The sequence below is a fragment of the Paenibacillus sp. Y568 genome, from assembly GCF_059445545.1.
The window spans coordinates 159,821-175,100 of record NZ_JCAIUM010000006.1 but is presented as its reverse complement, the minus strand read 5'-3'; the positions used below and the strand labels follow the sequence as shown (position 1 = coordinate 175,100).

At 39.8% G+C, this 15,280-nt stretch carries 12 protein-coding genes and 1 pseudogene; 8 read left to right on the top strand and 5 right to left on the bottom strand.

Annotated features, from left to right (window positions below):
• Window positions 1-19: 19 nt before the first annotated feature.
• A pseudogene (locus AC1D7X_RS10795) lies at window positions 20-1,416 on the bottom strand (RNA-guided endonuclease InsQ/TnpB family protein).
• A 353-nt stretch (window positions 1,417-1,769) separates the two neighbouring features.
• Here AC1D7X_RS10795 and AC1D7X_RS10790 point away from each other — a divergent pair.
• From AC1D7X_RS10790 to AC1D7X_RS10775, 4 genes are all read left to right on the top strand, one after another.
• Window positions 1,770-2,978, top strand: coding sequence for a WD40 repeat domain-containing protein (locus tag AC1D7X_RS10790; RefSeq protein ID WP_495475216.1), 1,209 nt, complete (start codon window positions 1,770-1,772; stop codon window positions 2,976-2,978).
• A gap of 18 nt (window positions 2,979-2,996) precedes the next feature.
• Entirely contained in the window at window positions 2,997-3,695 is a 699-nt protein-coding gene (locus AC1D7X_RS10785; RefSeq protein WP_495475215.1) for a stalk domain-containing protein, read from the top strand.
• A 90-nt stretch (window positions 3,696-3,785) separates the two neighbouring features.
• Window positions 3,786-4,700: a VanZ family protein gene (locus AC1D7X_RS10780; protein ID WP_495475214.1), complete on the top strand. Its 915-nt coding sequence runs from the start codon at window positions 3,786-3,788 to the stop codon at window positions 4,698-4,700.
• A gap of 282 nt (window positions 4,701-4,982) precedes the next feature.
• Window positions 4,983-5,459, top strand: a complete 477-nt coding sequence (locus AC1D7X_RS10775) for a GNAT family protein (RefSeq protein ID WP_495457034.1) — start codon at window positions 4,983-4,985, stop codon at window positions 5,457-5,459.
• 110 nt (window positions 5,460-5,569) lie between these two features.
• On the opposite strand, the gene AC1D7X_RS10770 is transcribed toward AC1D7X_RS10775, so the two are convergent.
• From AC1D7X_RS10770 to AC1D7X_RS10760, 3 genes are all read right to left on the bottom strand, one after another.
• Complete coding sequence (locus AC1D7X_RS10770) at window positions 5,570-6,649, bottom strand: mannose-1-phosphate guanylyltransferase (protein WP_495457033.1); 1,080 nt, start codon at window positions 6,647-6,649, stop codon at window positions 5,570-5,572.
• Window positions 6,642-7,748 (bottom strand): glycosyltransferase, encoded by a 1,107-nt coding sequence (locus AC1D7X_RS10765; RefSeq protein ID WP_495457032.1) that lies wholly within the window; start codon window positions 7,746-7,748, stop codon window positions 6,642-6,644. Before AC1D7X_RS10765 ends, AC1D7X_RS10770 begins: the two co-directional genes overlap by 8 nt.
• A gap of 79 nt (window positions 7,749-7,827) precedes the next feature.
• Window positions 7,828-9,024 (bottom strand): glycosyltransferase family 4 protein, encoded by a 1,197-nt coding sequence (locus AC1D7X_RS10760; protein WP_495457031.1) that lies wholly within the window; start codon window positions 9,022-9,024, stop codon window positions 7,828-7,830.
• A 202-nt stretch (window positions 9,025-9,226) separates the two neighbouring features.
• Here AC1D7X_RS10760 and AC1D7X_RS10755 point away from each other — a divergent pair, with 202 nt between their 5' ends.
• The 4 genes from AC1D7X_RS10755 (at window position 9,227) to AC1D7X_RS10740 (ending at window position 14,714) form a co-directional block, all read left to right on the top strand.
• Complete coding sequence (locus AC1D7X_RS10755) at window positions 9,227-9,526, top strand: helix-turn-helix domain-containing protein (RefSeq protein ID WP_495457030.1); 300 nt, start codon at window positions 9,227-9,229, stop codon at window positions 9,524-9,526.
• Window positions 9,492-10,433, top strand: a complete 942-nt coding sequence (locus AC1D7X_RS10750; protein ID WP_495457029.1) for a DUF1861 family protein — start codon at window positions 9,492-9,494, stop codon at window positions 10,431-10,433. Before AC1D7X_RS10755 ends, AC1D7X_RS10750 begins: the two co-directional genes overlap by 35 nt.
• A 301-nt stretch (window positions 10,434-10,734) precedes the next feature.
• Window positions 10,735-11,985: a hypothetical protein gene (locus AC1D7X_RS10745; RefSeq protein WP_495475213.1), complete on the top strand. Its 1,251-nt coding sequence runs from the start codon at window positions 10,735-10,737 to the stop codon at window positions 11,983-11,985.
• 98 nt (window positions 11,986-12,083) lie between these two features.
• Window positions 12,084-14,714, top strand: coding sequence for a cation-translocating P-type ATPase (locus AC1D7X_RS10740; RefSeq protein WP_495475212.1), 2,631 nt, complete (start codon window positions 12,084-12,086; stop codon window positions 14,712-14,714).
• A gap of 129 nt (window positions 14,715-14,843) precedes the next feature.
• Here the strand turns inward: AC1D7X_RS10740 and AC1D7X_RS10735 are convergent, their stop codons facing one another.
• Entirely contained in the window at window positions 14,844-15,137 is a 294-nt protein-coding gene (locus AC1D7X_RS10735) for a hypothetical protein (RefSeq protein WP_495457026.1), read from the bottom strand.
• Between the last annotated feature and the right edge of the window lie 143 nt (window positions 15,138-15,280).

Sequence of the window (15,280 nt, the reverse complement as noted above, 5' to 3'; positions counted from 1 at the left end):
TTCTGATGTATCATCCAACTTAATTCAGGATGCTTAACACCAGTGGAGTTGACACGTTGATGGTCTGGTTACCATCCAACCCCTCTATCCCATTTGCTACTTTGGCGGATACGTTTGGGAATACTTTTCGCATAATATTGGCTGCGCCGTTTACATCGGCATGTACTAAGCCCTTACAATTCTTATACAGACCGCGATACATCCGTTTGCCTGAGAAGGTCCATGTTCCCTTTTCGCCATAAGTCGGCAATGGGTCTAGATCTTGGAAGCTAGCTTTCGAGGTATACGCCTCTTCGGTCAGGATAACGACTATTCCCTGTTCTTCTGCCTTATACTTGATCATCTTGATGAGCATCTGATGGGGAATATGACTGAAGGACTGATTGTTTCGCCGTCCGATCCCGGGTGCTTGTTTCCATCCATCGTTATGCCCAATTACGATCGTACCGATGTTATGCTCCACTGCCAACGTAACGATATGATGACTTACCTTGTGGAAGATGTCTTTGATCCTACGGTGGCGCTTCAAATGGAGTTGTTGTTCTAATCGTCTGGACGTGTACGCTCCTTCGCGTAGTTCCTTGCCCTGACGAAGAATGCTGGTATAGTACGCCTTCATCTTGTTGTAATACTGATTGATCGCTTTAACGATCTTGCCCTTCACGATGAGCGGTTTCGCTCCGGTGGTCGTGACGATGGTTGCAAGATTGTCAACGCCAAGATCAATGGCTAGCACGTGTTCTTGTACCGCTTCCTTCTTTTCCATAGGATAAGCGAAGATCATTTCAACCACGTATTGTCCATGGCTTGGGACGACACGTACTTGCATCAGTTGTCTGTCAGTATAGCCCAGTTTGCCGATGTTCAGTTGTAGCTTGGTTTTTGGAAACTTGAGACATTTCCGTTCTTTGATCACACAATCTTGATTGGAGAAAACGACTTCCTTCACCCTGTTCCGAGCGTACCCTGGAATATGTGGCTTGCCGTTGTACTTCTCAGGATGCTGGCGGTAGTCCTTGATACTGGCAAAGAAGGCATTCCAATTGTGGAACACCACCTTCATGATTCCCTGACTGCACTGCGTTGGGAGCGCCCGATAATCGATTTGATTCATCACTTTGAACAAAGCATCCAAGAAGTTATAGTGAACAAAAGGACTCTCTTGCGAGGGTAGCTTGAACGGATGGGAACGGTTGTTATCTCTTCTTCGTTCATGACGTCAATATGGGATGCCAGCGTGTCCAGAACTTCCTGTTGCAACGGCTGAAGAGGCTCATTCTTCCCAAAAGCGGTAACGATCTGTCGGATGTAAAAGTTGGTTGTGTTATACAGGTTCTTGGCATCCTGACATGCTTGATCGAGGTACGCAAACATGCGATGACCTGGTTTAACCCACACTTGATAGGTTCTGTACATTGACTTTGAATCTGACAAAGCTTCACCCCCTTACAGATACATGATACGAACATATGTTCTAAACCTATTGTACCTCTTAAGATATAAGAAGGGAAGAACATCTTGTGGAATTATTCAGGAGGTCGCCGATTCACCTCACCACTTATAGAAGTGGGAGTCCTCTCGGCGAAAAATGATAGATGATTGATATAAGGGAGATATTGTTTACAAGTTCGTTACAAGACAGATATCTTTTCGAGATATCCAGAAATTATACTGTAGTCAACAGGGATACATGGAGCAAGGAAAACATGATGACTACGGCCTCTAAGTTACATGCTCCCCGAACAAATTCATCATTTAGGAGGCTCTATATGAGACGTAATCACAAGAAACATATCGTAAACTTGATGTCAGTTGTCACGCTTGTGCTTACCTTAGTTGCCTGTCAGTCATCCCCTGAGAAACTTACTCCTGTGTCGCCGGATAGTAGTCAGTCTGGGTCAGATACGCAGACTAGTTCAGGTGGTAGTCCAACAGATGAAAGCGATCGAACGCTTACCGTTGTGAAGGGATCTGGACAGCAAGATAATCAGGAACTGACTATAGAGCGGATTCATCGGTTGGAAGGCTCTAATATTGAAGCTTGGTTATCGGACAATGAGGTTAGAATTAATACAACGAAGCTATTGAAAGCTGGAACTAACACAGAAGAACCGAAGTATTCGTACACAACATCCATTGTTGACTTGAGTACTGAGGAGCAGCGAGAAGTTACGGACTATCAGTCAGACCCATTTACGGTTAAGGAGGATATCTCACCGGACGGTTCCTTCATCTTCATCCAGGAGTGGAAGGATAAGTACACAGCAGATAATTTCATTACGAATGTGAGCACAGGTAAACGTATTGCTGTAAAAGGAGATAACTATATGGAAATGGGCGGATGGTTGGATAACGATACGTACATTCTCGCGGCTGGTTCTACGGAAGGACGGGGGGATATCCGCCAGATTGCCACCGATGGTTCTTTTACAGAAATGACACTTGAGGATGATGCTGTTGAACAATTTATTCGATTTCAAGTGGGTAGTGGGCATATATACTATACGGATTCAAAGAATAACTTAAAAAGGGTTGTATCGGGGAAGAGTCAACCTACCTTACTTGCAAAAGGTGTTTGGGATTTCGAAATATCCCCGGATGGTCATCATATCGCAGTCACAACGGCAAGTGAACAAGGGAAGATGGGAACAAAGTTACTCATTTACGATACGACAACAACGGATTCACAAGAATTATTGATTGCGAATGGGGATATGATGTCTTACCTAGCTTGGGCACCCGATTCATCTAAATTAGCTTTTGACGTGTATACGACAGATAAGAAGGGAATGAACGGTGTGTATATCTTCGATTCTACTTCAGGAAAGGTATCGCCCATGGGTCCATCCTACTCACCAATGGGTCTATCTTATAACCCGCAGTACCCATTGACCTGGAGCCCTTCTGGTAAACGGCTTGGCATTACTATTGAAGACAAAGAATCGCTCATTGTCACACAGGTTATTGATTTTAAATAAGAATAGGGGATGAAGAATATGAGTAAAATGAAAAAATCTATCGTGTCGTTAGTTGTGTTAGGAATGACCTTATCTGGTGCTGTAGGTGTCTATGCAGGAACCAATATGCAGAAGATCACAGCCTATCTTAATCATAGTATCGGGTTTAAAGTGAATGGCGTTGCGTATCATCCAACAGATCTTAATGGAAAACCAATAGCTCCAATCACGTATCAAAATACGACCTATCTTCCCGTGCGGGCAGTGGCAGATGCGTTAAATGTTCCTGTGGAATATAACACGAAGAGTGGACAGGTGCTGATCGGAACCAGTCCATCGACATCAGGGATAGAGGTATCAGAGGTCAAGTATAGCGACGCACAGGTTAAAGAGATTACGAAGGCTTATGCTAATTTTGAATCCTTTGAGACCGTGTATGTTCCCAAACAAATGACTAAGGGAGATGCTTTCCAGAAGGTTAGTGGTGCAGGGGATGGCGTAGTTTTCTTATTTAACCACATGAAGGTTAATGTTTCACCACGAGATTACTCTGATGGTTACGATAGCAAATCAGTTAAGCTCGCTAATGGCATCGAAGCGCAATGGTATACACCTGATGATACGTCAATGTTAGGCTTCAAGCTGGATGATCGAAATGTGACGATCAGCTCACCAGATGATACCTTGAATCAGGCACAAATCGAGAAGGTTGCGGTAAGCGTAGCGAAGCTGAAATAATAACATATTATAAAAGTACCCATTATAGCCAATTAACAGTAATATACCGAAAATCAATAGTGAGATAATAATTAGGAGACATTTATGGAAATGAAATTACGGAAACTCATCTTTACAGGAACCATCTTATACACAATTGTTGTCTTATATTTTATTTTCTTTGCTTTTAATAGAGTGGATCATACAGCCGGAGTAAATGGATACACATTTATGCTTGTCCCAGAGAGAGTTCCGCTTCAATTCCCAGAATTAACTTCCTCATGGATATTTGACTTTGGAAATATTGTTGCTTTTATTCCTTTTGGTGTACTCATACCCCTACTGTATCGTATCCGCTTTGGGAAGTTTATAACCTTCTTTATCTTGGCGATTCTCATTCTCGAAACGCTGCAGGCGTTGACTTATCTTGGCAGCTTTGATGTAGTTGATGTGATATCCAATACATTAGGTGCAGCAATAGGATTTATCGCCTATAGAGTTGGATTTTCTTCAAACATTTCTTATAAAAAGCTTATTGCTTCGGTCCTATCTATTGGTGTTCTTCTAGTTGGAATAATCGTGATTTCGGAAACCATTAATTATGTTGTAGCCAAAAGAGAAGGCCCGATTCAATCATTACACGAGGTGAAAGAAATAAATGGATCTATGCCTATGACTGAAGATCTTCCTAGTTTGACCATATCAGGCAAGAAAATAGAACCCAAAATGAACGTGTATAACAGTGATGGTGCTAAAAGCAAGTCATACACCTACATTTTAGGGAATAAGACAGATGTGAAGTTTTATTCATATTATGGCATTCCAGACAAGGGAGATCTCAAGGGAGAAGTCACTGTACTTGCGGATGGAGGAAACTTTGGAACCTTAAAAGTTCAGTACAATCAAAAAGGTGCAGAACCTTTAAACATACCCTTGGACAAGGTAAACGAACTTACGATTATCGTATCCGGGAATGCTAAACTATGGGACGTTGGATTCAGTGAAATGAAGCATTGGTGGGAGTGAAGAACAAACACGCAATAAATTGAAACCGCGATAATCGCAGCATGCCTGCTGAGAAAGTCTCGATAGCCTTCTTTTTATAAATAGAATGTAGATATGAAAAGCTTCAAAGCAGCCCGGCAGACCCTCAGGTCATGACCGGGTTGTTATGCGTGGCGGTCTTTTTATGGAATGTATGCTCCTTAACAATGAATTACAATCTTAAGCAAAACTTGAAAGATTGACGGCAGGTAATTGGTTAAGGATAATAGACCTATGCTATATACAGCACAAAGGAGATCGAAAATGCCTACCATTACTACAAAGCCATTTGATCAAGAAATGCAAACGATACTAGGTGACTTAACATCTGGATATCATTCCGGGGAATTGAGTAAGAAGAATATCACGGAACTACCTGAGGAGCTATACATCATTGAAGATGGTAATCATATGGTTGGGTATGCCGCGATTTGGGAATATATAAGTGGCAAACAGTTAGTTAACAAGGCCGAACAGAATTATTTCAGTGATGATGAGAGATATCTGCAAAAAGATTTCTATATAGATATAAAAAACAAGACAGATATTATCTTCATAGAAGCATTGGATGTGTTGAAAGATTATGAAGGTAAGGGTTATGCGGCGTTCTTTATGGATTGGCTAAAAGTGAAATATCCTAATAAGAAATTGTACGTATATCCTATAACGACTTCACGTAATTTTTGGTATAAGCAGGATTTCCAGGTCGTCGGGGATACCCTTTGGATGTCCTATAATTAAGTATGTGAGTGTTAAATAAGTGGATGATGAGAGAAAGACAGATCGAAGGATACTCGATCTGTCTTTTTCTTGTCGTTTTATTCATATCTCTTTGTTACTTGGTAGACCACCTAGATATAATTGGTCATTCCTTTTTCCTTCAGCAGTTCAACGATTTCTTTGACAGATTGTGCTTTCTCCTTGGGACAGATTAATAGTGCATCCGGGGTATCAGCAACAATGAAGCCGTCCATACCTATAGTCGTGATGAGTCTACCGTTTCCATAGATGATCGAATTACGTGTATCTATGCCTATATGATTCGCTTTTATAATGTTGCCCGATTCATCAGGAGGAAAGATTGCACCAAGAGCATCCCAGCTGCCGATATCGTTCCAACCAAACTGACCAGACAGAACAACAACTTCATCGGAGCGTTCAAGGATGCCATAATCAATCGAAATATTCTGAAGTGTCGGATAAACCATATTAATGATGTCTTCTTCTTGTTCCGTACCCAATCCTTCGCTGATGGGGAGCATCGACTTATATAGTCGAGGGAGGTAACGCTTGAAGTTATCAATAATAACAGATGTTTTCCAAATGAATATCCCACTATTCCATAAATAGTTACCTGATGATAGATACCCTTGTGCTTTCTGGAAATTGGGTTTCTCCACAAATTCTGCTACCTCGTAAATTGCCACAGGACTAGTAGCAATAGGATCTTTATCAAAAGCAATATAGCCGTAGCCAGTAGAAGGGAAAGTCGGCTTAATACCGATCGTTACGATCTTGTCCGCTTCTATCGCGACAGTACAGGCTTCATCTAATGTAAGCCGGAATTGATCTTCATCCGTTATATAATGATCGGAAGGCAAGACGACCATTAAAGAATCACCGTGGGATTTCTCTATAGATAATGCGGCGAATAGTATACTCGCTGCCGTGTTTCGAGCAACAGGTTCTATCAAGATGTTATGTTTCAATACACTACTATGCATAATGCTTTCCAGCAATACAGCTTGAGTTCGATTCGTAACGATGACTGTATTTTCCTGAGGGATAATACCTTTGAATCGTTCGATCGTATCGTTTAACATAATATCGTTTCCACTAATATTGAGAAGTTGTTTGGGAATTTCTTGTCTAGAGAGTGGCCAGAATCGGGTTCCGCCCCCGCCTGCAAGGATTGTAGCAAATTTATTCATGATTCATTACCAAATGAGCAATAGAGAAGGATATGATACTTTCCGACCCTTGATTAAGGTTCAACCCAGTCGAATGGATACCATCATAACAAGCCCCTGTTTGAGGATCTATTAGAGACTTTTGTAAGGAATTATGTCCCAGATACCATTCATAACATAAGGATGCTTGTTTCAGATAGATAGGATCTTGAAGCACTATAGTTGCTTCCTTGCACGCAAGGAGCATTTCACATGCTTCAATGGGTTGTTCGTCGTACGGAGCGGATGTTCCATCACGCATTAACCAGCCATGGCTACCAATAGGCTTATAATATCCTTCTTTAGAAAAGGTCTTGGATGCTAGAAAGTCCAGACTTTCCTTAGCTGTTTCCTTTAAAAGAATGTTATCTGAAATGCTGAATGCTTTTAATAGTGCCCATGGTAGCATCGAGTTTCCGTAGGTAAGGCTGTCTTCGAACCAATTCCAATCGGTACCCTTATTGCGAATATATTGATTGTGTAATCGGGTTGCCATATTTTCGATCAGATCGACGATGAATGCTTTAGGTAGAAAAGCCTTTTCTTCGATAGTACTTGGTGTATGGGGATATGGAAAAGAATAAGTTAAAGCATCAGGTGTTTCTATTAAGTAACTTAGACCGATGATGGCATAGGCATTAGCACGGGGAGAACCCAGTGCATTGAGATGCGGTAATGCCTGATTAATTAAATAACGACAGGTATTCAGTAGATTATCTGGCAGAGAGGCAGAATGAGAAAGAGCAAATCCAAGTGCCCATATCGTGCGTCCTTGGCAGTCCTCTGAGCCACTCTCCTCAACGAATGAACGGTTATAATCCATGAAATTTCTGAAGTTACCATCCGCATTCTGTGAGTGATGAATGAATGAAATATAGGTATGAATGAGGTTGAGTGTGTCTGAATCTTGATTATTTGTGTACAATAATACAGCTGCAATTAATGCCCGTGCATTATCATCTGTCGTATAACCTTTAGAACGATCAGGAACTCCGAACTTGGTATGTTGAAAAATACCTGTATCATCGGTTATTCTGCTTATATAGTCGGACTTGAACTGTAATAAGGTGGGTATTGGCATTAAATCACTCCTTAAGTTTTGCTTAAGCAAAACTGGCATCGTAAGCATAGACTTAGTTTTGTTTTAGCAAAACTTTTACTTAGGCAAATTTGGCATCGAAAGCATTTATTTTGGTTAGCTCTGAAATGATAATTTTTTCTTGAAAGATGGTGGCATAGGTTTTGGCGATTTCGCTCCACATCATGGTCTTTCCAAGTTCATGTGTGCGATGTTCCATTTCTTGTATAGTAGTAGGATTATTCAATAATTGGAGGATACAAGCTTCTAATGAGGCAGAATTGCGGAAGTCTGCTAGCATCCCTCGTCCTTCAGCTAGCATTTCTTCGGCATATCGATAAGGAGTAGATACTATAACTCTTCCGTATCCGACGCCGTACGCCAAAGTGCCACTTACGGCCTGATCCTTACCTAAGTAAGGAGTCATGTAGATGTCCGTCATGACAAGTGATTGAATGACTTCTTTCTGTGTTAGAAGCTTGTCGACGAAGTGAACGTTTGACTTTAGGTCATATTCGTCCACAAGATCGGACAACTTTTGTCTATATACCTCACCTGTTTCTTGTTTGACGACAGGATGTGTTTTCCCCCAGATGATATATAGAGAATCCGGATGCTGTTTAACAACGCCACGCATGGCTTCTATACCATATTCAATTCCTTTACCAGGACTGAGGAATCCAAATGTGGATATAATTTTGCGATCAGCATAGCCATATTGTTCTTTAAGTGTTGATCTGGATTCAGTCTTGACATAAGGTACGCCATGGTGAATAAAAGTGACCTTTGCAGCTTCGATTCCATAAATGGAGGTTAAATCCTGCACTGTGGATTGAGCCATCGTTACGACTTGAGCACTTAGTTCAGCGACTCGGTTCATAATCTGTCTCTGCTTGGCAGAAGGTTTAGTTAATACGGTATGAAATATAACGATATATGGAATAGTAAGTCTCTCAACGAAAGGAATTAGATACTCCCCGCTTTCCCCGCCATAAATACCGAATTCATGCTGGATAACGAGAAGATCAACATTAGACAAGTTGAGATAATCAGCTGTATCTGTATAGTCAGACAAATTGTGTTGATCAATCTCTTTTATAACTTGATCCTGATAATGGTAAGTTTCATTGTTGTTGATGGCAATAATACGAGGTTTGTTGAAGCCTTGAATGTGTTCGAGTTGGTCTAGTAAATCTTGTGTAAATGTAGCAATACCGCATTCTCTAGGTAAACTTGTTCCTAGAAAAACGATGTTCCGATTGCTGGTTTTATCGTTCATAATAAGAGCCTCCATATTGGTTCATGATTTTTGGATAAAAAAAAGAAAATAAAGAGGTCTTTATTTCTGAAAGGAAATACTTTATATTTATTTACAAAAAATAGTAATTATGGCCTAGACACACTATAACATGACCATTTTTTCTTGTCAATTTATTGACTACCCATCATTTTCCATATATATTAATGCAGGAGGTGGATGTATGTCAGTCATACGAAGTCATTTGAAAGAGGTTATGGAGAATCATGATCCTAAGTTGTCTATACGTAAACTTGCAAAGGATGTTAATTATCACTTTGATTCTATACGTCGTATGTATAAAGATGAGATGGTACAGTATCCTAGGGATTTGTTGTTAAAGCTTTGTCTATATTTCAATGTCCAGCCTGGACAACTTATTAGGATCGATGATCACAAGGAATGTGTTCTGACGATAGATGAATCAATCGATCATAAGGAGGACGGCAATGACAATGAAACCAATACTACCGGAAACATGTAAGCAACTTCTGGAGACATTTTATGCGTTGCCACGCAAGACGACAGTGGAGAAGCTAGTGTTCGCCGGTGTTGGAAATCGAGATGTATATAATATAACGGCCCCGTTTCGGTATGGTGGGGAGGAAGTGATCTTAGGAAGAGTTGAGGAACGGGATAGTGAGTTCTCTCAAGTCTTCTTTTTTACATGTGATCATCAAGTGTGGAGTCCTCGTAAACACACCCATACCTATAATTTGCAGGACCCTTGTACAACAATCATTAAGGGTGAATTAATTGTCGGTGGAGTTGAAGTAATCACTTCTGCCAAAAATCCAGGTAAAATTATATCATGGGTTACGCAATTCTATCGTGGGTTTCAAATTGATTCTTTATGCCACTTCTCATCTGGACCCGGTACGATGAAGGATATTCGCCTAATTGAGCTTACCGATGGTAGGGTAGGTGTATTTACAAGACCTCAAGGATTAAAAGGTGGAAGAGGACAAATTGGATTTACAATAATCGACTCACTTGATGAGCTCAATGAGCAGACTTTTATTAAGGCAGAAGTGCTTCACAATCAATTTGTTCCTGAAGAATGGGGCGGTGCGAACGAAGCACATTTATTGAGTAATGGTCATGTGGGGGTTCTGGGGCATATAGCTTGTTTTGATAGATTAGATAACAAACACTATTATGCGATGGTTTTCACGATTAACCCTGCTACCTGTGAGACGACACCTATTAAGATTATTGCTACAAGAAGTGATTTTCCAAAAGGTCCTGGGAAGCGATTAGATCTACAAGATGTTATTTTTAGCGGCGGAATTATACGATTATACAATGGTATGGCTGCTCTTTCCGTTGGGGTTAGTGATGCGGAGGCTTATCAGATTGAAATTCCTGATCCTTTTATAGAGTATGAATAAGGAGTAAGAAACAGCTTTTCTTATCTAATATCCATAAAGACAGTGGTGTGAAAGTTCATGTTTATGAACCTAGACATTGCTGTTTTTTAGTTTGCAGGGATGAGTACGTAAGACGACTTCCTATAGTGTTATACTGTGCTATTTTTCTTAAAAGAAATGATTGGATAAATTGACGTAATGAAATTATGTGATTAGAGGAACATGCATTTTGTTTAATTAAGAGTAATTAGACAAATATTAAATTGGGTTGATTAAATAATGTATGGGTACATTGAATAGGTTTATAAAGGAGTTCATATAGATGAAATTATCAAAGAAGAAGAAGGTTAACGTTGGTGTTGGTTTCGTAACAGGACGAAAAAATTTTAAAAATGTTGTGAAAGCATATATTGATGATTGGAACGAATCCAAAATAGTCGATCATAAGAAGAATGCCCTTCACTTGTTTGTTGCTTACGATTTAAAATACAAAGGCACAAAAGTTAGTGATTACAAGATTATAGACGAAGACATGTTGGATATGGTCGATTCGGCACATTACTTAGGGAATTCCTCGATAGCAAACGAAGTGCAATATCTTCTTGATAAAAAAGTAATTCATTTAAAAGAGGCAAAATTGATATTCGGTGAAGGGTACGCGATGAAAAGAAATGCGGTTCTGTACTTCGCAGTGAAAAACAAAATGGATTATCTTATTTTCCTTGATGATGACGAATACCCTGTAGCTAATTTAAATATTAATGATAACCTCGTTTGGAAAGGGCAAGAGGTTCTATCCACACATATTAGCAATATTAATAATGCGGATATGACACATGGGCATCATTGTGGTTACATATCTCCAATACCCTATTTGGATTTCAATGATAAGCTCTCTGAAGACGAGTTTAGAATCTTCATAGAATCGATAAGCAACGATATTATTAACTGGGATTCAGTAAAACAAATCATGAATAATGGTGGAGTGACCTATGCTGATCTAGATACAATGAATAGTAAACGCAAGAAAGTTGTTAAGGAAATCGATGGAATGAAATTTATATCGGGTGCTAATTTGGGTTTTAATCTGAAGACAATTGATACATTATTTCCATTCTATAACCCACCTGGAGCAAGAGGTGAAGACACTTTTTTAAGTACATGCATTACGGAGTGTAATATAAGAAAAGTTCCCTGTTATACCTTCCATGATGGATTCTCCTCTTATCAGCATTTGCTATCTGGTGTACTTCCAAACCAATTAAAAGCGATGAGGGTTGATTCAAGCGGGATTACTAAAAGATTCTTAAGAGCGGCGATCGGTTGGATAAGGTATAAACCGCTTTTGCTGTATATCACTCAAAGAGATACTTACGAAACAGAAATGTTGAAAATGAAAGAAGACTTATCCGTTGTCCTACCGAAAATAAGCGATTATTTTGGGAATAAGGAATTTGAAAGCATATTGGATGAACTTGAATTTTATCATCAACATGTGGAGGAACATTTTATAGCTTTTGAAAATACAAAATCAGCATGGGCGAAAATAATAACCTTTTTAAAAAATCATTGAAAGACTACATACGTCTCACCGTATACGTAGGATCTAATATGGGGAACGATATTTAAATGATGTGAATTGCTCTAAACTAAATACAAGAGGTGTTCCTAATGTGGTTCTCAAAGTCAAAAGAAGATGTGCTGCAAGAGCTTCAAGTAAACGTAGCAACGGGGCTGACAACGTCTGAGGCCCAATCTAGACTTGAGCAATATGGACCTAATGAGCTAAAAGGTAAACCCAAAAAGAGCATGATAGCTCTATTCTTTGCGCAAATGAAAGATATGTTGATTTATGTTCTTCTAGCTGCAGCGGTTGTAACATTAGTGATTGGAGAATTTGTAGATGCCATTATCATTTTTGCCGTAGTCATTCTAAATGCGGTAATCGGTGTGATTCAAGAAAGCAAAGCGGAAAAAGCGATTGAGGCACTGCAACAAATGACGACCCCTAAAGCACTTGTCAGACGTGACGGAGAAGTGAGAGAAATACCATCCGAGGACATTGTTCCAGGTGATATCGTTATTCTGGATGCGGGAAGATTTATCTCTGCTGACTTGCGGTTACTAGAAAGTGCCAACCTGCAAATTGAGGAATCTGCGTTAACCGGCGAATCCGTGCCATCAGACAAAGACGCGAATGCGTTACTTACAAATTCCAAAATTCCTATAGGTGATAAGTCTAATATGGCATTTATGTCTACTCTGGTTACCTATGGGCGAGGCGAAGGCATTGCTGTAGCAACGGCTATGAATACAGAAATGGGAAGAATAGCGAGAATTCTAGATGAAGATCACAAGGAGTTAACCCCGCTTCAGAAAAAGTTAGAGGAACTAGGAAAGACTTTAGGATATATTGCGATTGGAATCTGTGTATTCATTCTTATTGTTGCTCTGATCCAAAAAAGAGACTTATTCGAAATGTTATTGACGGCAATTAGTCTAGCGGTTGCGGCTATTCCCGAAGGTCTTGCTGCGATCGTGGCGATTGTGCTAGCGCTTGGTGTTACAAGAATGTCGAAGATTAATGCCATCGTGAAAAAGTTACCGGCCGTTGAAACGTTAGGTTCAGTGAATATCATTTGCTCTGATAAAACAGGTACACTTACTCAAAATAAAATGTCTGTCGTAAAGCATTACACATCTCCACATGAAGTTCAGAGTGAAGAGCCTCCTGTTGAGTTGATTAAAGCTCTTGTATTATGTTCAGATGCTACCTTCGAACATGGAAAGAGTACCGGAGATCCAACGGAAGTAGCTTTAGTCATATTCGGTGATCAGAATCATTTATCTAAACGATCTTTAGATGCAGAATTCAAAAGAGTTTCCGAAAAGCCTTTTGATTCTGATCGAAAGCTAATGTCTACGTTAAATGCAACCTCAACGGGGGGCTATCGCGTTCATACGAAGGGGGCTATTGATCAGCTATTACAAATATCAACCACAGCATTAGTGAATGGTGAAGTGGTGTCCCTGACACAAGAAATGAAGTCTCAATATCTTGCTGCTGCAGAAGGTATGTCCAACGATGCCTTAAGAGTGCTTGCTACCGCTTATAAGAATACTGATCAAGTCATTGATCCTAATGCAATGGAACAAGATCTTACCTTTCTTGGATTCGTTGGTATGATTGATCCGCCTAGACTTGAAGTGAAGGATTCAATAAGAGAAGCGAAAGTTGCCGGAATTACTTCGGTGATGATCACTGGAGATCATAAGAATACTGCATTTGCTATTGCGAAAGAACTTGGCATTGCAAATACCATCACGCAAAGTATGACAGGTGCGGAAATTGATGAACTGTCAGACGAAGCATTTGCGAAACAAATCAATGACTATAGAGTTTTTGCCAGAGTGTCACCTGAGCACAAAGTAAAAATTATTAAAGCCTTTAAGGCACAAGGGAACATCGTCTCCATGACGGGGGACGGAGTTAATGATGCACCATCCCTAAAATATGCTGATATTGGGGTAGCTATGGGGATTACCGGGACCGATGTATCCAAAAGTGCAAGCGATATGATATTAACAGATGATAACTTCACGACCATCGTACAGGCGATTAGGGAAGGTAGGAATATATACTTAAATATTCGAAAGGCAGTTATTTTCCTACTATCCTGTAACCTTGGAGAAGTTATTGCTATTCTGGCCTCGATCCTATTCTTTTGGCCTATACCGCTGCTACCTACCCAGATTCTATGGGTTAACCTTGTAACGGATACATTACCTGCCATTGCCCTAGGAGTTGATCCTGGTGATAAAGATGTGATGAAGAAGAAACCAAGGGATCCTAAAGAAGGATTCTTTGCAAAAGGTGCAGGTCTGCAAGCCGTGATCGGTGGTGTACTGATCGGAATATTAACCATATTGGCCTTTTACCTAGGATTGTATGAATATGGATATAACCTCGGCTCAAGTTCCATTTCTGAGGACGCCATGACTTATGCGAGAACGATGGCCTTTGTTGTACTTGCAACGTCACAATTGTTCTATTCATTATCGATGAGAAGCGAAACAAAGAATATATTTCAAGTCGGATTGTTTACAAATAAGTACTTGGTAGGGGCAATAATCATTGGATTACTTCTACAGTTTGCGGTGATTTCGATACCCGTATTTGCTTCAGCATTTAAGGTGCAATTCCTCTCATTCGGGGATTGGTTATTGGTTATTGGATTAGGATTAGTCCCACTCATTGTAAATGAATGCATTAAATTGTTCCGGAGGAGCACCAAACAGTGATGCATCTCTCGTGAAGAATCACAAAAAATACGACACAAAGAAATCGCACTTTAAAATGGCGTACCATCCACCATTTCAAGTGCGATTTCTTGTACATGCAATATATCTCAAAGGACAGCATTGCCGTTTTTACTTGTTTGGAGGGAGTTGCTGATTGAGTTTTTCACTTTTAATTGCCAACTGTTTAGATAATTCAGCTTGTAAAGAATTGCTTTGTTTGATATCTTCCTTTAGTTTACTTATCCGACTCATTTTACTGCTTAAGTCGTGAGCTGAAGTACTTAGTTTCATATCTCTTTCTAATTGATTTATTTTGGAAAGTGCCTTTTCTGCCCTTTTCTTTTCATTATTTTGTTTGGTGTGAATGTCAGCTATTTCTTTATTTAAGTTACTTACAACCGTTTTAGTGAAACTAATAGGCATGTAGACAGCTCCTAATCGTAGTATAGAATCACACCATTTTACTATAAATAGCAGCGATTCACCAATTGAGAAGAACCCGGAAGACCTTTGGGTCATATCCGGGTTGTTCCCATTTCTAGTGTGATTAAGAAGTAAGGATCTAT